Origin of the sequence: Pseudomonas sp. TWI628, from assembly GCF_039673865.1 — a bacterium.
GTDB lineage: Bacteria > Pseudomonadota > Gammaproteobacteria > Pseudomonadales > Pseudomonadaceae > Aquipseudomonas.
Genome location: NZ_JBDJMM010000028.1, coordinates 1 through 18,577, shown reverse-complemented (window position 1 = coordinate 18,577; position 18,577 = coordinate 1). Strand labels below are relative to the sequence as shown.

Here is an 18,577-nt window from a genome sequence, read left to right as displayed (position 1 = left end):
TGCGTTATTCGCCCCAGGAACTGACGTACGCAGCAGTCTCCAGAATCGGCGCCGTGCGCGGTTCGGCCAGCGGCGTGCCGACATACAGGTAGCCGATCAGCTCCTCGTTCTCGGCCAGCCCCAACCCTTTGTGCACATGCGCATCAAAGGCCATGTCGCCAGTACGCCACACCGCACCGATCCCCTGGGCATGCGCCGCAATCAGGATGCCATGGGCCGCGCAACCCGCCGCCAGGCGCTGCTCGGACTTCGGTACCTTGAAGTGGTCCTGCAGCTTGGCGATCACCACGATCAGCAACGGCGCACGCAGCGGCATCGCCCGTGCCTTGTCCAGCGCAGCCTGGCTGGCGTCGCCCTTGTGCTGCAGCGCTTCGGCGAACAGTTCACCGAGCTTGTCGCGGCCCTGACCCTCGATGGTCAGGAAGCGCCACGGCCGCAGCTGGCCGTGGTCCGGCGCGCGCAAGGCGGCCTGAAACAGTGCCTCACGCTGGGCCTCGTTAGGTGCCGGGTCAGTCAGGCGTGGCACGGAAACACGGTTGAGCAATGCGTCGAGAGCCTCCATCGGCTACCCTCCTGGCAGGTAAATGTGCGGCCATTCTAGCGTTTACATCACCAGACCCATAGGTAGAATGGCGCCCTTCCGTTTCGAGTCAGAGCAGATCACATGGCGTTGCCGACCTTAAGGATCATTGGTTTTATCATCGGCATCTTCCTGATCACCCTGGCGGTCAGCATGGTCGTGCCCATGGCGACCCTGGTGATCTTCGAACGCACCGGCGACATGCCGTCGTTCCTCTGGTCCAGCCTGATCACTTTCATCGCCGGCCTGGCCATGGTCCTGCAGGGCCGCCCCGAGCACGTCCACCTGCGGCCGCGCGACATGTACCTGCTGACCGTCAGCAGCTGGGTGGTGGTGTGCATCTTCGCCGCCCTGCCCTTCCTGCTGACCCAGCACATCAGCTACACCGACGCCTTCTTCGAGAGCATGTCCGGCATCACTGCCACCGGCGCCACGGTGCTCAGCGGGCTCGACACCATGTCACCGGGCATCCTGATGTGGCGCTCGATGCTGCACTGGCTCGGCGGTATCGGCTTCATCGCCATGGCAGTGGCGATCCTGCCGCTGCTGCGCATCGGTGGCATGCGCCTGTTCCAGACCGAGTCGTCGGACCGTTCGGAAAAGGTCATGCCGCGCTCGCACATGGTCGCCAAGTCGATCGTCGGCGTGTACGTCGGTTTCTCGATCTTTGGTGCACTGGCCTTCTGGTGGGCCGGCATGAGCCCGTTCGATGCCATCAACCACGCCATGTCGGCGATCTCCACTGGCGGTTTTTCCACCTCTGACCAGTCGCTGGCCAAGTGGGACATCCCCGCCGTGCACTGGGTCGCGGTGGTGGTGATGATCCTCGGCAGCCTGCCTTTCACGCTGTACGTGGCGACCTTGCGCGGCAACCGCAAGGCGCTGATCCGCGACCAGCAGGTGCAGGGTTTGCTGGGCATGCTGGTGGTAACCTGGATGGTGCTCGGCACCTGGTACTGGTACACCACCAACCTGCACTGGCTCGACGCCCTGCGCCACGTAGCGCTGAACGTGACTTCGGTGGTCACCACCACCGGTTTTGCCCTGGGCGACTACAGCCTGTGGGGCAACTTCTCGCTGATGCTGTTCTTCTACCTGGGCTTCGTCGGCGGCTGCTCCGGCTCGACGGCCGGCGGTATCAAGATCTTCCGGTTCCAGGTGGCCTACATCCTGCTCAAGGCCAGCCTCAACCAGCTGATCCACCCGCGCGCGGTGATCAAGCAGAAGTACAACGGCCATCGCCTGGACGAAGAGATCGTGCGGTCGATCCTGACCTTCTCGTTCTTCTTCGCCATCACCATCTGCGTGATGGCGCTGCTGCTGTCGCTGCTGGGCGTGGACTGGATGACCGCACTGACCGGCGCGGCCGGCACGGTGTCGGGCGTCGGCCCGGGCCTGGGCGAAGTGGTCGGCCCTTCGGGCAACTACTCGACGTTGCCGGATGCCGCCAAATGGGTGCTGTCGACCGGCATGCTGCTCGGCCGCCTGGAGATCATCACGGTGCTGGTGTTGTGTATGCCGGCGTTCTGGCGTCACTGACGTCGGCAGGCTCCCCCCCCAGCTGGGCGCGGTATTCGCTGGGGGTCACATCGAACCAGCGGCGGAACGCCCGGTAGAAATTGCTCGGGTCGGCAAAGCCCAGCAGGTAGGCGGTTTCCAGCAGGGTCATGCCTGGCTGGGCCAGGTACTGCTCGGCCAGTTCACGGCGGGTGTCGTCGAGCAACGCCTGGAAGCTGGTGCCCTCTTCCTGCAAACGGCGCTGCAAGGTGCGCTGGGACAGGTGCAGGGCCTGGGCCAGGGTTTCGCGCTTGGGTTCGCCTTGCGGCAAGATGCGGCACAGCACCTGGCGCACCCGGTGAGTCACGCGGCTTTCCGAAAAGCGCGCCAGGTATTCGCCGGCAAAGCGGTCATGCAGGATGGCCATGGCTTCGTTGGCAGTGGGCAACGGCGCTTCCATGTCGGCCCGCTCGAACACCAGCGCATCGTGCGGCGCATCGAAGATCAGCGGGGAATGGAAAGCCACCTTGTACGGCTCGATATCCTTCGGCTGCGGCCCTTGTATCAGCACCCGACGCGGCTGCACCGGCCGGCCACTGAGCCATTTGCACAAGGCCAGCGCGCAGGCCAGCGACGCTTCGGCGCTGTGCCGGGTGGGGGGCAAGTGATCGCCATGCACGGTCAGAATCAGCGAATAGCCTTCAGGGCCGAGGATGAAGCTCAGGTCGGAGCTTTCGGCAATGATGCGCTGGTAACGCACCAGCCGCTCGAAACCTTCGGCCAGGGTGCGGCTGGACATCAGCGCGTAGCCCACCACATGGAATGAAGCCGGGCGAACCACCCGCGCCATGTTCAAGCCAATGGCCTCGTTGCCCGAGAGTTCGACCGCGAGCTGCCAGAGGCGGGTCATGGCGTCCTGCGGAAAGCGTGCATCCGGATCGTCGAGTGCGGCGAAATCCAACCCCAGCTGCTTGAACATGGCCGGGCAGTCGAGCCCCTCCAGCTCCAGCGCCTTCACAATCCCTGATGCCCAGCTGGCTGACGTGGTTCTTTCACTCATGGCAGGCTTCTTATACTGACCGCTTCATGCGGTGAACCCCAAGGATACTCATTTGGCGCCTATTGTCACTGGCCGGCCCCGCCAATGACTCTAGACTCGATTCAGGCTCCACGCCGTGTATCCTGTCCAAAAGTGATAATCCCGGAGCACTGCCCATGAGCAGCACAGCGCAGTTTCGCAGTTTTGCCGAGTTCTATCCGTATTACCTGGGCGAGCACAGCAACCCCACTTGCCGGCGCCTGCATTTTGTCGGCACCAGCCTGGTGATCGCCTTGCTGGCCTACACCATTGGCAGTGGCAAGTGGATGCTGCTGCTGGCAGTGCCGTTCTGCGGATACGGCTTCGCCTGGGTGGGGCACTTCTTTTTCGAGAAGAACCGGCCAGCGACGTTCAGCCACCCCTGGTACAGCCTGATCGGTGACTTTGCCATGTTCCGCGACATACTGCTCGGCAGGATCAGCCTCTAGCCAGTGGGCGCAGCCAGCTCATGCCGGCTCGCGCAACGCAGCAGCCTCCTCGGCCAGGCGTGCCTGGGCATCGGCCAGCCGATACAGCTCGATGCTGCCATCCCAATGTTCGATCAGCGCCGTGCACGATTCCACCCAATCGCCGCAGTTGAGGTACTCCACCTCGCCTACCTGGCGGATCTCGGCATGGTGGATATGCCCGCACACCACCCCGTGAAAGCCGCGACGGGTGCATTCGTGGGCAATCGCATCCTCGAAGTCGCTGATGAAGTTCACCGCGCCCTTGACCTTGTGCTTGAGGTACGCCGACAGCGACCAGTAGCCGTACCCGTAGCGCGCACGCCAATGGTTGAGCCAGCGGTTGAGTACCAGGGTGAACTCGTAGGCGCGGTCGCCAAGAAAGGCCAGCCAGCGGTGATAGCGGGTGATCACGTCGAACTGGTCGCCATGGATCACCAGCAAGCGACGGCCATCGGCGGTCAGGTGCTCGGCCTCGTCCACCAGCTGGATGTTGCCCAGCATCAGCTTCGAGTAACGGCGCAGGAATTCGTCATGGTTGCCGGTGACGTAGATCACCTCGGTGCCGCGCTTGCTCATGGTCAGCAGGCGACGGATCACGTTGGTGTGGGCTTGCGGCCAGTAGATGCCGCCGCGCAGCTTCCAGCCATCGATGATGTCGCCGACCAGGTAGATGCGGTCGGCCTGATAACCCTTGAGGAACTGCGACAGGTGTTCGGCCTGGCAGTCACGTGTGCCCAGGTGCACGTCGGATATCCACACGGTGCGCACGCGCTGCTTGCGTGACGGGCGAGAGAGTTCGACAGGGGTCATGGGCAGGCTCCGGCGCTGTTTGCTGGAGACTGGCAGGCACAAGTGACAGGTTGGTGGCAGGGATGTGACGAGTGATGGTCTGCCAGGAATGCGGCACAATGGCGGGCAGCCCCACGAGGAAGCCCCATGGCCGGCCCGATACTTTCCTTGCGCCACTACCGCCACGAACTGATCGCCCACAGCCACGAACACCCGCAATTGGTGTTTGGCCTGCACGGCCGCCTGGACTTCGAGGTGCAGGGCCACGGCGCCAAGGTCGCCCGCCAGGGGGTGGTGGTGGTGCCCGCGGGTGCCCACCACACCTGCGGCAGTGACGTCGGCAGCAAGTGCCTGGTGCTGGATGTACCGGACGAGCAATGGCTGCACGAGCAACTGGGGGCGCATGCCGATGCCAGCCGGCGCCTGCTCGACCAACCGGGCGCTCGGGGGCTGGATGAGCGCCAGCAGCAACTGGTGGACTGGCTGGCGGCGAGCCCCATGGACGACCCGCTGATTGCCCGGCAAGGCGCGGTGCTGTTGCTGGCCAGCCTCAACCCCAGCGCCTCGGCCGTCGTCACGCCCAGCCATCGCCTGCCCTATGCCGCCTTCGATGCGCATATCGAACAGCACGCAGCGTACCCCTTGCAGGTGGCCGACCTCGCGCGCATCGCCGGTGTGTCCAGCACCCGGCTGCATGCTCGGTTTAGCGCCGAGTGTGGCATGACGCCGATGGACTACATTCGCCAGCGACGTCTGCTCAAGGCCAGACGATTGGTCACCCAGACATTGCTGCCGATGGGGGAGATTGCGGCGCAGGTGGGGTACAGCTCGCAGAGTGCATTTTCCGCGGCGATGCTGCGGGCGTTCGGTTGCTCGCCGCTGGCCATGCGGCGAGAGTCTGGCGACAACTGACGGCAGGATGGCGACAGAACCTGTTGGCCTGTGGCTTTACACTTTGCCTTTGCCAGTAAAGATTTGAGCAAGGACTCAGCATGAACCACCGCACTGCCCTCGGCGCCCTGCACATCGGCGCGCTGTTCTTCGGCCTGACCGGCGTCTTCGGCAAACTGGCCGCCAGCGCCAGCCCGGCGATCATCGTCTTCGGCCGCGCCGCCTTCGCCGTGCTGGCCCTGGCATTGTTCGCCAGCCTCGCCGGCCCGGGCTGGCGACGCCTGAGTGGCCATGACATACGCCGCCTGCTGCTCGGCGGCGTGCTGTTGGCCGGCCATTGGGTCAGTTTCTTCATCGCCGTGAAGATCGCCGGCGTGGCCATCGCCACCCTGGGATTCGCCAGCTTCCCAGCCTTCACCGTGATCCTCGAAGGCCTGCTGTTCCGCGAGCGCATCCGCCGCAACGAGGGCGTGCTGGTGGTGCTGGTCAGCATCGGCCTGATACTGGTTACGCCGGCATTCGACCTGGCCAGCCAGGCCACTGGCGGCCTGCTCTGGGCCTTGCTCTCCGGCTTGCTGTTCTCGCTGCTGTCGCTGACCAACCGGGCCGGCTCGGGGCGCTTGCCGGCCGTACAGGCAGCGCTGTGGCAAAACCTGGTGGTCGGCCTGTGCCTGCTGCCCTTCGCCGGCCCGGGCCTGAGCCAGGTCGCCGGCATGGACTGGCTGTGGATCGCCCTGCTCGGGATCTTCTGCACCGGCGTCGCCCACAGCCTGTTCGTGGCCAGCCTGGGGGTGATCAAGGCACGCACCGCCGCCGTGGTCTTTGCCATGGAGCCGGTCTACGGCATCGCCGTGGCCTGGGCAGTGTTTGCCGAAACGCCCACCCTGCGCATGCTGCTGGGCGGCGTGCTGATCATCTTCGCCATCGTGCTGTCGAGCCGCATGGCCGCCGAACAGCCGCCCCGGCACAAGGTCGCGGCGGAGGGCGCCTGATCAGCGATCGTTGTGGCCAAGATCGCGTTGCGGGTCGATCTGGTCGCGCACGCGCTGCTTGAGCACCTTGGCTTCGGGGAAGCCACCGTCGGCCTTGCGTTCCCAGATCTGCACGCCATCGCAGGTGATGCGGAAGATGCCACCGGTGCCCGGCTCCAGCGCCACCCGGCCAAGGTCGTCGCTGAAGGTGCTGAGCAGTTCCTGGGCCAGCCAGGCGGCGCGCAGCAGCCATTGGCACTGCGTGCAATATGTGATGACGATTTGCGGCTTGTTGTCGGCCATGCTGAGGCATCTCCAGGTGAGGGGCCGCTTATACTAGCGGTCTTTAGCCTTCGGTTTGAGACTCACGATGCGCCGCCTGCTGTTCTGCCTTTTGCTGACGCTCACTACCCTCGCCGTATTTGCTGCCGAACCTGCCCGCCCCAAGGTCGGCCTGGTGCTGTCTGGCGGTGCCGCCCGTGGCCTGGCCCATATCGGCGTGCTCAAGGCCCTGGAGGAACAGGGCGTGCGCATCGACGCCATTGCCGGCACCAGCATGGGCGCCGTGGTGGGCGGGCTGTATGCCTCCGGCTACAGCGTCGAGGAGCTGGAGAAACTCGCCACCACGCTGGACTGGCAGCAGGCGCTGTCCGATGCACCGCCACGCGAGGACGTGCCGTTCCGGCGCAAGCAGGATGACCGCGACTTTCTGGTCAAGCAGAAGCTGAGCTTTCGCGACGACGGCAGCCTCGGCCTGCCGCTGGGGGTAATCCAGGGCCAGAACCTGGCGCTGCTGCTGGAAAGCAAGCTGGCCCACACCGCCGACATCCGCGACTTCGACAAGCTGCCAATTCCCTTCCGCGCCGTGGCCACCGACATCGCCAGCGGCGAGAAGGTGGTGTTCCGCCGTGGCCACCTGCCGCAGGTGATTCGCGCGAGCATGTCGATCCCGGCCGTGTTCGCACCGGTCGAGCTGGATGGCCGCCTGCTGGTGGATGGCGGGATGACCGACAACATCCCCGTCGACGTGGCCCGGGACATGGGCGTCGACCTGGCCATTGTCGTCGACATCGGCACGCCGCTGCGCGACCGCAAGCAACTGGCCACGGTAGTCGACGTACTCAACCAGTCGATTACCCTGATGACCCGGCGCAATTCCGAAGAGCAACTGGCCAGCCTGCATCGCGACGACATCCTGATTCAGCCGCAGCTGGCAGCCTTTGGCGTCACCGATTTCGGCCGTGCCCACGACATGATCGATGCCGGCTACCGCGCCACTCGCCTGCTCGACACGCGCCTGGCCGCGCTGCGCCAACCCGAGAGCGACGCCAGCCTGGCCGTGGCCCGCTCACCGGGCCAGCGCACGCCAGTGATCAGCGCGATCAGGATCGAGAACGACTCCAAGGTCAGCGACGACGTGATCCGCTATTACATCCGCCAGCCAATCGGCGAGCCACTGGCCCTCGACCGCTTGCAGACCGACATGGGCACCTTGTATGGCCTGGACTACTTCGACCGGGTGCAGTACCGCGTGGTGCACAAAGGCAATGACAACACCCTGGTGATCAATGCCCGGGGCAAGCGCGGTGGCACCGACTACCTGCGCCTGGGCCTGAACCTGTCGGACGACCTGCGCGGCGACAGTGCTTTCAACCTGGGCGCCAGCTACCGCATGAACGGCATCAACCGGCTGGGCGCCGAATGGCTGACGCGCGCCCAGATCGGCGACCAGCAGGAGCTTTATAGCGAGTTCTATCAGCCGCTCGACGTGGGGTCGCGCTACTTCGTCGCGCCTTACCTGGACCTTGGCTCGCAGAACATCGAAGCGACCCTGGACAACGACCCGATCGCCGAGTACCGACTTGAGCGCTACGGCTTCGGCCTCAACGTCGGCCGCCAGATTGGCACTTCCGGCGAAGTGCGCCTGGGCGTGGGCAAGGCCTGGGGCGAGGCCGAAGTGCGCATTGGCGATCAGGACCTGCCCAGCGTCAGCTTCAACGAAGGCTTCTACGAGCTGAAGTATTCGTTCGACACCCTCGACAACGTGTACTTCCCGCACCGTGGCGAGGACGTCGGCCTGACCTTGCGCAAGTATGACAAGTCGCTGGATTCGGACGAGGACTACCGGCAATGGCTGCTGAACCTGGACAAGGCATTCAGCGTCGGGCCAAACACCTTCGTGCTGGGTGGGCGCTATGGACGCACCCTGGACCCTACCGAGGTGGTGACCTCGAGCTTCGTGCTGGGGGGCGCAAGGGAGCTGTCGGGCTTCCGCCAGGACTCGGTGTCAGGGCAGAACGTCAGCCTGCTGCGGATGGTGTACTACCGGCGCCTGACGCCACGGGCCTATCTGCCGCTGGACTTCCCGCTGTATATCGGCGGGTCGCTGGAACGTGGCCGAGTGTGGAACAACGACAACGCGTTCGACAGTGGCTACATCAATGCAGCGAGCATCTTCCTGGGGCTGGAGACGCCATTGGGGCCGTTGAACCTGAGTTATGGGGCCAACACTGCGAATGAGCAGGCGGTGTACCTGAACCTGGGGCATACCTTCTAGATGGCCAGGGCCGCTGTGCGGCCCCAGAGGTTTCAGGTCTTTTCGAGGTTGGCGAGGATCTTGGCATGCACCCGCATGCACACTTCCAGGTCGGCCTCATCCACGCCCGTGAACAGTTCCAGGCGCAGGGCATTGGCAATGGTCTCGATCTGCTCGATCAGCGGCTTGGCCGGTGGGCACAGCAGGATCTTCTTCGCCCGCCGGTCTTCCAGCACCGCCTGGCGACGCACCAGCCCCTGGCTTTCCAGGCTGTCGAGCAGCCGCGCCAGGGTCGGGCCCTCGACGCCTACGCTCTGCGCCAGCTCACGCTGGGTAGGCGCTTCTTCGAAACGGGCCAGGTGCAACAACACCAGCCAGCGCGCCTGGGACAGGTTGAGCCCGGCCAGGCGGCGGTCCAGTTCGGCACGCCAGCCGCGGGACATCTGCGCCAGCTGCATGCCGAAGCGGTGTTGGTTGTCGGTCAGGGGCATAAGCAACTCATAGACTAGAACTAATTATTAGTCAGCTAACCATGCTCCGGGGCATCAGGCAAGGCTGCCCGCCCCGGAAACGTCCGATAATCGTCAAAAAGGATGACAAACATCAGCAGTTGACCGAAATGCCGGCTATCAGAGCTCGAACTCCGCCGCCAGCGCCGCACGTATGCAATACAACACGCCTTCCGGCACCCGTGCGCCGAACAACGGGGCAATCGCCGATACCGGCGGCAACTCGCCCTCGCCGTCGAGGAAGGCGTCCTGCACTTCCATCATCAGGTCTTCGGGCAGGTCCAGGGCCTGCTCCAGGCTCAGCTCCTGGCGGCCAAGGGCCTCGGCCAGCAGGCTGTAGACGTTCTTCTCGCTGCAGTTGAGCTGCCCGGCGATCTGCGCCGGGGTCATGCCGGCGCGGGCCAGGCTGACCAGTTCGTGGCGCAGGTCGAGGACCACCTTCGGCGCCTCCTCGGTGCCACCGGCGCCGTTGAGCACTTCGAGGAAGGCCTGGCCATAGCGCTCCAGCTTGCGCGCACCCACACCGCTGACCTGGGCCATATCGCTGAGGCTGGCCGGCTGACTGCGGAGCATTTCCAGCAGGGTGGAATCGGGGAAGATGACATACGGCGGCACGCTGTGCTCTTCGGCCAGCTTGCGCCGCAGGGTGCGCAGCGCTTCCCACAGTTCGCGCTCCTCAGTGCGTACCAGCTGGCTGGCCGGGCTGCCGCCGCCGGAGGCGGTCTTGGCCACGGTCTGTGGCTTGAGGTCACGGCGCAGTTGCAGGTTAACCTCGCCACGCAGCAGCGGCCGGCAGCTGTCGGACAGGCGCAAGCCACCGTAGCCTTCCAGGTCGATGTCGACCAGGCCGCGCGCCACCAGCTGGCGGAACAGCGAACGCCACTCGGCCTCGGCCAGGCCCTTGCCGACGCCGAATACCGAAAGCTTCTCGTGGCCGAAGTTGCGCACCTTCTCGGTGTCCTTGCCCAGCAGCACGTCTACCAGGTGGCCAACGCCGTAGCGCTGGCCGGTGCGGAACACCGCCGACAACGCCTGGCGGGCCGGCTCGGTGGCGTCCCAGGTCTGGATCTGGTCGACACAGTTATCGCAGTGGCCACAGGGTTGTTCGAGGGTTTCGTCGAAATAGGCCAGCAGCGACTGACGGCGGCAGCGGGTTTCTTCGCACAGGGCCAGCATGGCGTCGAGCTTGTGCTGTTCGATGCGCTTGTGGCGCTCGTCGCCTTCGGAGTTCTGCAGCATCTGCTTGAGCATCACCATGTCCTGCAGGCCGTAAGCCATCCAGGCATCCGATGGCAGGCCGTCACGGCCGGCACGGCCGGTTTCCTGGTAATAGGCCTCGAGCGACTTGGGCAGGTCGAGGTGGGCAACGAAGCGCACGTTGGGCTTGTCGATGCCCATGCCGAAGGCAATGGTGGCGACCATGATCAGCCCCTCTTCGTTGAGGAAGCGGTGCTGGTTGGCGGCGCGCGTCTCGGCGGCAAGGCCGGCGTGGTACGGCAACGCCGGGAAGCCTTGCTCGCAAAGGAACGCTGCGGTTTCATCGACCTTCTTGCGCGATAGGCAATAGACGATGCCGGCGTTGCCACGGCGCTCGCCGAGGAAGGCCATCAACTGCTTGCGTGGCGCCTCCTTGGGCACGATGCGGTAGAAGATGTTCGGCCGGTCGAAACTCGACAGGAAACGCTCGGCGCCCTGCAGGTGCAGGCGCTGGACAATCTCCTCGCGGGTACGCATGTCGGCGGTGGCGGTCAGGGCGATGCGCGGCACATGCGGGAACAGCTCGGCCAGCTGCCCCAGCTGCAGGTATTCCGGACGGAAGTCATGGCCCCATTGCGATACGCAGTGGGCTTCGTCGATGGCGAACAGCGAGATGTCGAGGTCGCGCAGGAAGTCCAGCATGCGCGGCTGCACGAGGCGCTCCGGCGCCAGGTAGAGCATCTTCACCTCGCCCCGGCGCAAGCGCCCGGCCAGGTCACGCTGCTGCTCCGCGCTCAGGGTGGAGTTCAACGCTGCCGCGGCGACGCCGAGTTCGTCGAGGGTGGCGACCTGGTCGTCCATCAGCGCGATCAATGGCGACACCACCACCGTCAGGCCCGGGCGCAACAAGCCAGGTACCTGGAAGCACAGGGACTTGCCACCACCGGTAGGCATCAGCACCAGGGCATCGCCGCCATTGGCCACGCATTCGATGATCGCTGCCTGGCGCCCACGGAAACTGTCGTAACCGAAGATATCCTTGAGAACGCGCTGAGCCTGTTCGAGCATGTGCAACTCCACAAATCGCCGTACCATCCTGGACACAGGCTGGACGAAAAACCCGCTCCGCACACGCCAAAAGCGTAAGCGGCTTTTGCCAGCTGGCCGGGAAAACCCGCCCCTGGATGAAAAACGGCGGAGTATACCGTAGTGGCGGCCTGCACAGGATGCCCGGTGACAGACGTTCCCTTTGCCCCGCTGCCGCCGCAAGGTGCTAGAATTCACTATCGTTTATTCCCCAAGGTAGCCCTGTAATGTCCTTCGCCGAGCAACTGACCCGCCTGCAAGCCTTCCTCGACGCCGACGAGCTGCACGAAGAAGCGCTGGACTACGTCGCCGCACACGGCTACCTGACCGCGCTGTCGATCTGCTCCGAGGACGTCCCCGAGCGTGAATGGATCGACGCGCTGTTCGCCGAAGAGCCCCACTACGCCAGCGATGCCCAGCGCACCGAGATCGAAGCGACGCTGGTGGCCCTCAAAGGCCACATCGCCCGTCAGCTGGCCAGCGACGAGGAATTCGACCTGCCATGCGAGCTGGACCTGACCGACGAGCCGGACGATTCCGACCTGCGCGGCTGGTGCATCGGCTTCATGGAGGGTGTGTTCCTGCGTGAAGAGGCCTGGTTCGAGAACGCCGAGGAAGAAGTCAGCGAGATGCTGCTGCCGATCATGGTCGGTTCCGGCCTGTTCGACGAACAACCAGAATTCGCCGACATCGCCAGCAATGCCAACCTGCAGGACGACATGATCGTGCAGATCCCGGAAGCGCTGAGCGCGCTGTTCCTGCTGCTGCACGCTCCAGACGAAAAGCCGGCGCTGCTCAAGCCACGCCACCACTGAGTCGGCCGTGCGCTACCTGCTGCTGGCCGTCGGCTGGCTCAGTGTTGCGCTGGGGGTGCTGGGGATCTTCCTGCCGGTGTTGCCCACCACCCCGTTCCTGCTGCTGGCGGCGGCCTGCTTCGCCCGCAGCTCGCCGCGCTTTCACGATTGGCTGGTCAACCACCCCAAGCTTGGGCCGTGGATCCGTGACTACCTCAGTGGCGAGGGCATTCCGCTCAAGGGCAAGGTCTACGCCATCGGCCTGATGTGGGCGAGCATCAGCCTGTCCTGCTACCTGGTGCCGCTGTTCTGGGCCAGGACCTTCATGCTCAGCAGTGCGGTGCTGGTGAGCCTGTACATCCTCAAGCAGAAGACCTTGCGCCGATCCGGCTGAGCTTTGCTATTGCCTGTTCCGGCTTCAGCCGCGAAGAGGCCGGTACACGCAAATCAGACCGTATCCACCTTCAACGAATGGTCATTGATCATCCCGTTGATGATGGTCGCAGTGTCCTGCCCCGCTGAAACCACCCCACCCGCCCCTGCCGTCACCCCGTAATGCTGAGCCAGGTCGATCCCCGCCAGGTCGATGGTCTGGGTCGGCGCCGCCCCCGCCACGCTGCTGACTTCGATGGTCGAGACCACATTGGTGCCGCTGCCACTGACCTTGAAGTGCAGGTAGTCATCCAGCGAAGCCGCCGTGGCATTCTCTCCCTGCAGCAGCTGCGACAGGTCCAGGTGGTCACTGCCCGGGGTGAAGTCGGTCACCGTGTCATGCCCGCTGTCGCCCTTCTGCCAGACGAAGGTGTCGTTGCCGTTACCTCCGGTCATGGTGTCGTTGCCCGGCCCGCCGATGATGATGTCGTTGCCATCACCGCCCTTGAGTACATCGTTACCCAGGCCGCCGTTGAGCAGGTTGTCACCAGCATCACCGATCAAGCTGTCGTTGTAGTCGGAGCCGATCAGGTTCTCGATGCCGGTCAAGGTGTCGGTGCCAGCGGCGCCGGTATTCTGTGGCCCGGTGAGGCTGAGATCGACCGTCACCCCTCCGCTGGCAGAGGCATAGCTGGCGGTATCGTTGCCTGCCCCGCCATCGAGCAGGTCGTTGCCAAGGCCGCCGATCAGCAGGTCATTGCCAATGCCGCCGTGCAAGGTGTCATTGCCCGTACCGCCCACCAGCACGTCATGGCCGTCACCGCCGTTGAGAATGGTGTCGGCGTTGCTCGCCATCAATACATCATCGCCTGCCGTGCCATTCAGAGCAGTGCCGGCGTGGTAAGTGATATCCACCGCGCCAGCAGCACTGCCGCCGTGGCCATCGCTGACCGTGTAACTGGCCTGATGCACTTCATTCACCGCGTTGCTGTAGTCGACCACCAGGCTCAGCTTGTAGTTTTCGGCGGCCGAGCTGTTGCCCTGCGGGTTGACCTGATTGACCACATGGATGCTGTACACCCCGTCATGGCTGGCGGTGAAGCTGCCGCCAGCGGCAATGGGCTGGTAGCTGCCGTTGGCATCCTTCCATTCCAGGCTCACGTTGCCGTCGGGGCGGTCATGGTCCAGCTGCAGGGTCTCGCCCTTGCGCAGGCTGACGGTGATCACGTCCTCGCCATTGGCATTGCTGCTGTTGATGTTGCCGAGGTAGCCGAGCACTACCAGCGCCGCCGTCATGCTGCCGGCGGCAGTGGTGAAGGCGCTGCGGTCCAGGGCCTTGAACTGGTTGTCGAGCGTATTGCCATGGCCATCGAAGGTGATGTTCGGCACGCTATTGCCGGGGGTGAAACCTGCCCCCTTGTCGGCAAAGTTGGTGTTGACGGTGATCGGCGCCGCGCTCAAACGGTCGTTGTCGGCATCACTGTCATTGGCCAGCAGCACTTCGGACGGCAAAGTGATGCTGGCGCCGGTGATGTTGGTGATGACATGGTCGGCCCCCGCCACCGGTGCATGGTTGCCATTGATCATGATCAGCAGGTCGGCAATGCTGGTATCGCCGTCATTGTCGCTGACCATGAAGCCGATACGCTCGGGCGGGCTGCTGTCATTGCCTTTGGGTGGCGTGTAGGTGAACTCGCCGCTGTCCATGTTCACCAGCAGGCTGCCACCCAGGCTGGTCTTGATGGTGAGCGTGTTGCCCGTGGTGTCGAAGCTGGCGTTGTCGGCGCCACCGCTGGCCAGGTATCCGCCCTGCCCCGCGTTGGCTTTCGGGTCGTAGGTGTAGGTAGTGCCGTCCACCAGCAGTGCCTTGATGAACCCGCCATCGGCACCGAAGGTGCCATCGCTGAGGAGGCTGCCGGTAATTGGCGAACCCTGCACGGTGCCCGACAGCACGCCATAAAGTTGGTTGAAGTCGCTGACGACCACCGAATTGGTGTCGGTATGGCTGCTGCCGTCATAGGCCAACGGGTTCAGGTTGCCCGCGTTGGAATCCTTGCCCAGGCCAATGGCGTAGGACTTGATGCCATTGCTGTCGAGGAACGTCTCCCAGCTGGTTTCGTGGGATGCGGTCATGGCATGCCCGGAGCTGGGCTCGCCATCGGAGAAGAAGTAGCTGACATTCTGCGCACCGGCCAGCTTGCCATGCTGGTCAAAGGCCGCCTGGGCTGCGATGGCCGCGCTGTCGTAGTAGGTCGAACCGCCAGCATGCAAGCCGCTGACGATCGACTTGGCGACGTCGATGCTGACCCACTCCGCCGACTGGATCTGCGCACCGTCGCTGAAGGTGACGATCTGCACCTTGATGTCGCCCATGCCGTCGTACTTGTCGAGCAGCGCAGCGATGGCCTGCTTGGCTGCATCCAGGCGGGTCAGGCCTGGTATGCCGGAAGCAGAATCCATGCTGCCAGACACATCGATCACCAGCAGGATGTTGGAATCCAGCTGGCCCGGCGTGATGATACGTTCGGCGCAGACCGCATTGGGTACATCGTCGACGATGGTGATGGCGATGTTGCTGGTGATGCTGTGGCCCAGCGAGTCGGTGGCCTTGTAGGTGAAGTTTTCGACCGCCGAATCGGCACCCGGGGTATTGGCGGGCGAGGTCAGGGTGTAGGTGTAGCTGCCGTCAGGGTTGATGCTGATCTGCCCATACTGGCCGACAGCGTTGCCCACCAGGCTGTAGGTCAGCGCCCCCACGCCACCGGAAACCGAACCTGCCAGCGAGCCGGTCGCCGTTTCACCGGTGGAGGTCGGATCACTGCCGGTGGTGGTACCCGCAGCCAGGTCGTTGCCATCCTTGTGCAGGTCGAGGGCTTTCTCGTACACCGTGACATCACGGTCCCCGCAGGCCACGAGCGTGGCGTCGTGCACGTTGATGGTCAGGGTCGTGGTGCTTTCGTCACCGTCAGCATCGCGGATGGTGTAGACAAAGGTGTCGACCGCATCCCGCGGCGAGACCACGTCCGGGTTCGAGTGGTAAACCGCATTACCCTTCTCGTCGATGGTCAGGTAGCCGTACTGGCCAAGCACCTGGCTGTTCAACTGGCCAATGGCCGAGCTGCTGGTGTCGTTACCGGCACGTACGCCGACCACATGGTTGCCATCGCTGCGCACGTCGGCACCGACCACGTCGTTGTACATCACATTGCCGCGCACCTCGTCGCCCTTGTACACGCTGACAAAGTCGCAATGGGCTTCGGGCACGTCGTCGACAATCGAAATGACGATGGTGCTGGTGGCTGAATGGCCATACGCGTCCTGAACCTGATAGGTGAAAGACTCCGTCACGGTGTTGGCGCCGTCGTTGGCATGCGTTGGTGAGTTGGCTGGGGACGTCAGGGTATAGGTGTAGCTACCGTCGGCATTGAGCTGTATCTGGCCGTACTGGCCGACCGCATTACCCACCAGGCTGTAGGACAAGGCGCCTATGCCACCACTGGCCAAGCCGACCAAGCTGCCCGATGCTGTTTCAAGGGGCGATGTCGGGTTGCTGCCGGTAACGGTACCTGCGGCGAGGTCGCTGCCGTCCTTGCTCAAGTCCAGCGCTTTTTCGAACACCGTGACGCCGCCGTCCATGCACACTTCGATGCGTGGGTCATGCACGTTGATGGTGATCGTGGTGGTGCTTTCGTCACCGTCGGCATCGCGAATGGTGTAGACGAAGGTGTCGACGGCATCCCGCGGCGACACCACGTCCGGGTTGGAGTGGTAGACCGCGTTACCCTTCTCGTCGATGGTCAGGTAGCCGTACTGGCCATTCACCTGGGTGTTCAGCTGGCCGATGGCCGAGGTGCTGGTGTCGCTACCGGCGCGCACGCCAACCACGTAGTTGCCGTCGCCACGCACATCGGCCCCGACCACATCGTTGTACATCACATTGCCGCGCACCTCGTCGCCCTTGTACACACTGGTGTAATCGCTGTGGGCTTGCGGCACATCGTCGACGATGGTGATGACGATGGTGCTGGTGGTCGAATTGCCGACCGAGTCTTTCACCTGGTAGGTGAAGGTCTCGGTGACGCTGTTGGGGCCGTCATTGGCGTGGGTCGGCGAGTTGGCTGGTGAGGTCAGGGTGTAGGTGTAGCTGCCGTCAGCGTTCAGGTGAAGCTGGCCGTACTGGCCTGCGGCATCGCTGACCATGCTGTAGGTCAACGCACCGACACCACCGCTGGCAGAGCCGACCAGAGTGCCGGTGGCCGTTTCGCGGATCGAGCTCGGGTCGCTGCCGGTGACACTTCCCGCGGCGAGGTCGTTGCCATCCTTGTGCAGGTCCAGGGCGTTTTCGTACACCGTGACATCGCGGTCCGCACACGCCATCAGCGAGTTGTGCACGTTGATGGTGATCGTGGTGGTGCTTTCGTCACCGTCGGCATCGCGAATGGTGTAGACGAAGGTGTCGACGGCATCCCGCGGCGACACCACATCCGGGTTGGAATGGTAGACCGCATTGCCTTTTTCATCGATGGTCAGGTAGCCGTACTGGCCATTTACCTGGGTGTTCAGCTGGCCGATGGCCGAGGTGGATGTGTCGCTGCCAGCGCGCACGCCGACCACATAGTTGCCATCAGTGCGCACATCGGCACCGACCACATCGTTGTACATCACATTGCCGCGCACTACGTCGCCCTTGTACACACTGGTGTAATCGCTGTGGGCTTGCGGCACGTCGTCGACGATGGTGATGACGAGGGTGCTGGTGGTCGAATTGCCGACCGAGTCTTTCACCTGGTAGGTGAAGGTCTCGGTGACGCTGTTGGGGCCGTCATTGGCGTGAGTCGGCGAGTTGGCCGGTGAGGTCAGGGTGTAGGTGTAGCTGCCGTCAGCGTTCAGGTGAAGCTGACCGTACTGGCCGGTGGCATCGCCCACCAGGCTGTAGGTCAACGCACCGACACCGCCGCTGGCAGAACCTGCCAAGCTGCCGGACGCGGTTTCACGAGTCGAGTCCGGGTCGCTGCCGGTGACACTGCCGGCGGCCAGGTCGTTGCCGTCCTGATGAGTATCCAGGGCACTCTCGTGGACCGTCACCCCGCCAACGGGCCCGGCAACGAGCGAGCAGTCCTGCACATTGATCGTGATGGTCGTGGTGCTTTCGTCACCGTCAGTGTCGCGAATGGTGTAGACGAAAACATCGCTGGCGCCTTGCGGCAGCACCGCATTCGGGTTGGCGTGATAAACCGCATTACCCGCCGCATCAATGGTCAAGGTGCCGTACTGGCCAACGATCGCGGTGTTGAGATTGCCAATGGCCGATGTCGAGGTATCGGAGCCGGCGCGCGCACCGACCACGACATTGCTGGTGCCCGCCTGGTCCGCCCCCAGCTTGTCGTTCCACAGGACGTTGCCCGTTGCTGTCCCGCCTTCCACCACGCTGGTGGTATCGGCACTCGCCTGCGGCACATCATCGACGATGTTCACATCCAGGCTGCCGCTGGCGGTGCTGCCATCGACATCCTTGGCGACCACGTCGAAGTGTTCGCTGATGCTGTTGGTGCCGGCACCGTCGGGATGGCTGCCGTTGTCGGCCAGGGTATAGCTGTAGCTCACCACCCCGGTGCTCGGGTTGTAGCCGGTGATGGTCAGGGTATTGCCTTGCGGGGTGATCACCGATTGCGGGAAGCCCGCGGCCACGCCGCCACTGACCACGGCGATGCCGCCCACGGTCAGGGTTTGCAGGCCATCCGCCGCCGTAACCTTGAAGGTGCCTTGCTGGGTCAGCGCATTCGCGTCCGGTGCGGTGCCGTCGCTCA

14 protein-coding genes are annotated in these 18,577 nt (G+C 64.1%); 7 read left to right on the top strand and 7 right to left on the bottom strand.

Going from position 1 to position 18,577, the window contains the following annotated elements:
- Positions 1 to 4: 4 nt before the first annotated feature.
- Complete coding sequence (locus ABE528_RS20820) at positions 5 to 562, bottom strand: nitroreductase family protein (RefSeq protein ID WP_346653953.1); 558 nt, start codon at positions 560 to 562, stop codon at positions 5 to 7.
- Positions 563 to 664: 102 nt separating this feature from the next.
- Between ABE528_RS20820 and ABE528_RS20815 the strand changes: the two genes are divergently transcribed.
- Positions 665 to 2,119 (top strand): TrkH family potassium uptake protein, encoded by a 1,455-nt coding sequence (locus ABE528_RS20815; RefSeq protein WP_152956331.1) that lies wholly within the window; start codon positions 665 to 667, stop codon positions 2,117 to 2,119.
- On the opposite strand, the gene ABE528_RS20810 is transcribed toward ABE528_RS20815, so the two are convergent.
- Positions 2,076 to 3,137 (bottom strand): AraC family transcriptional regulator, encoded by a 1,062-nt coding sequence (locus ABE528_RS20810; protein WP_152956332.1) that lies wholly within the window; start codon positions 3,135 to 3,137, stop codon positions 2,076 to 2,078. The genes ABE528_RS20815 and ABE528_RS20810 overlap by 44 nt on opposite strands.
- Before the next feature lie 155 nt (positions 3,138 to 3,292).
- Here ABE528_RS20810 and ABE528_RS20805 point away from each other — a divergent pair, with 155 nt between their 5' ends.
- On the top strand, positions 3,293 to 3,604 hold the full coding sequence (locus tag ABE528_RS20805; protein ID WP_152956333.1) for a DUF962 domain-containing protein: 312 nt from the start codon (positions 3,293 to 3,295) through the stop codon (positions 3,602 to 3,604).
- An 18-nt stretch (positions 3,605 to 3,622) separates the two neighbouring features.
- On the opposite strand, the gene ABE528_RS20800 is transcribed toward ABE528_RS20805, so the two are convergent.
- On the bottom strand, positions 3,623 to 4,435 hold the full coding sequence (locus ABE528_RS20800) for a UDP-2,3-diacylglucosamine diphosphatase (RefSeq protein WP_346653952.1): 813 nt from the start codon (positions 4,433 to 4,435) through the stop codon (positions 3,623 to 3,625).
- 126 nt (positions 4,436 to 4,561) lie between these two features.
- On the opposite strand from ABE528_RS20800, the gene ABE528_RS20795 reads away from it, so the two are divergent.
- Positions 4,562 to 5,326: an AraC family transcriptional regulator gene (locus ABE528_RS20795; protein WP_346653951.1), complete on the top strand. Its 765-nt coding sequence runs from the start codon at positions 4,562 to 4,564 to the stop codon at positions 5,324 to 5,326.
- A gap of 80 nt (positions 5,327 to 5,406) precedes the next feature.
- Positions 5,407 to 6,297, top strand: coding sequence for a DMT family transporter (locus ABE528_RS20790; RefSeq protein WP_346653950.1), 891 nt, complete (start codon positions 5,407 to 5,409; stop codon positions 6,295 to 6,297).
- Here ABE528_RS20790 and ABE528_RS20785 read toward each other — a convergent pair whose 3' ends face one another.
- Positions 6,298 to 6,579: a SelT/SelW/SelH family protein gene (locus ABE528_RS20785; protein WP_152956337.1), complete on the bottom strand. Its 282-nt coding sequence runs from the start codon at positions 6,577 to 6,579 to the stop codon at positions 6,298 to 6,300. It abuts the gene before it with no gap.
- 67 nt (positions 6,580 to 6,646) lie between these two features.
- Between ABE528_RS20785 and ABE528_RS20780 the strand changes: the two genes are divergently transcribed.
- Positions 6,647 to 8,833, top strand: coding sequence for a patatin-like phospholipase family protein (locus ABE528_RS20780; RefSeq protein ID WP_346653949.1), 2,187 nt, complete (start codon positions 6,647 to 6,649; stop codon positions 8,831 to 8,833).
- Between the two features lie 32 nt (positions 8,834 to 8,865).
- Here ABE528_RS20780 and ABE528_RS20775 read toward each other — a convergent pair whose 3' ends face one another.
- Both ABE528_RS20775 and recQ read right to left on the bottom strand, forming a co-directional pair.
- Positions 8,866 to 9,303, bottom strand: a complete 438-nt coding sequence (locus tag ABE528_RS20775) for a MarR family transcriptional regulator (RefSeq protein ID WP_152956339.1) — start codon at positions 9,301 to 9,303, stop codon at positions 8,866 to 8,868.
- 138 nt (positions 9,304 to 9,441) lie between these two features.
- A complete protein-coding gene (gene recQ / locus ABE528_RS20770) occupies positions 9,442 to 11,586 on the bottom strand; it encodes a DNA helicase RecQ (protein ID WP_152956340.1) in 2,145 nt (714 codons plus the stop codon).
- A gap of 245 nt (positions 11,587 to 11,831) precedes the next feature.
- Between recQ and ABE528_RS20765 the strand changes: the two genes are divergently transcribed.
- Both ABE528_RS20765 and ABE528_RS20760 read left to right on the top strand, forming a co-directional pair.
- A complete protein-coding gene (locus ABE528_RS20765; protein ID WP_039602166.1) occupies positions 11,832 to 12,419 on the top strand; it encodes a YecA family protein in 588 nt (195 codons plus the stop codon).
- 7 nt (positions 12,420 to 12,426) lie between these two features.
- Positions 12,427 to 12,792, top strand: a complete 366-nt coding sequence (locus ABE528_RS20760; protein ID WP_346653948.1) for a YbaN family protein — start codon at positions 12,427 to 12,429, stop codon at positions 12,790 to 12,792.
- A 53-nt stretch (positions 12,793 to 12,845) separates the two neighbouring features.
- Here ABE528_RS20760 and ABE528_RS20755 read toward each other — a convergent pair.
- Positions 12,846 to 18,577 (bottom strand): VCBS domain-containing protein (locus ABE528_RS20755; protein WP_346653947.1); only part of this gene is annotated, 5,732 nt, incomplete at its 5' end.

Excerpts from the sequence above, each read along its gene's own strand:
- recQ (WP_152956340.1), bottom strand. The coding sequence starts at position 11,586 with ATGCTCGAACAGGCTCAGCGCGTTCTCAAGGATATCTTCGGTTACGAC.
- ABE528_RS20780 (WP_346653949.1), top strand. The coding sequence starts at position 6,647 with ATGCGCCGCCTGCTGTTCTGCCTTTTGCTGACGCTCACTACCCTCGCC.
- ABE528_RS20765 (WP_039602166.1), top strand. The coding sequence starts at position 11,832 with ATGTCCTTCGCCGAGCAACTGACCCGCCTGCAAGCCTTCCTCGACGCC.
- ABE528_RS20775 (WP_152956339.1), bottom strand. The coding sequence starts at position 9,303 with ATGCCCCTGACCGACAACCAACACCGCTTCGGCATGCAGCTGGCGCAG.
- ABE528_RS20790 (WP_346653950.1), top strand. The coding sequence starts at position 5,407 with ATGAACCACCGCACTGCCCTCGGCGCCCTGCACATCGGCGCGCTGTTC.
- ABE528_RS20785 (WP_152956337.1), bottom strand. The coding sequence starts at position 6,579 with ATGGCCGACAACAAGCCGCAAATCGTCATCACATATTGCACGCAGTGC.
- ABE528_RS20805 (WP_152956333.1), top strand. The coding sequence starts at position 3,293 with ATGAGCAGCACAGCGCAGTTTCGCAGTTTTGCCGAGTTCTATCCGTAT.
- ABE528_RS20820 (WP_346653953.1), bottom strand. The coding sequence starts at position 562 with ATGGAGGCTCTCGACGCATTGCTCAACCGTGTTTCCGTGCCACGCCTG.
- ABE528_RS20810 (WP_152956332.1), bottom strand. The coding sequence starts at position 3,137 with ATGAGTGAAAGAACCACGTCAGCCAGCTGGGCATCAGGGATTGTGAAG.
- ABE528_RS20795 (WP_346653951.1), top strand. The coding sequence starts at position 4,562 with ATGGCCGGCCCGATACTTTCCTTGCGCCACTACCGCCACGAACTGATC.
- ABE528_RS20800 (WP_346653952.1), bottom strand. The coding sequence starts at position 4,435 with ATGACCCCTGTCGAACTCTCTCGCCCGTCACGCAAGCAGCGCGTGCGC.
- ABE528_RS20815 (WP_152956331.1), top strand. The coding sequence starts at position 665 with ATGGCGTTGCCGACCTTAAGGATCATTGGTTTTATCATCGGCATCTTC.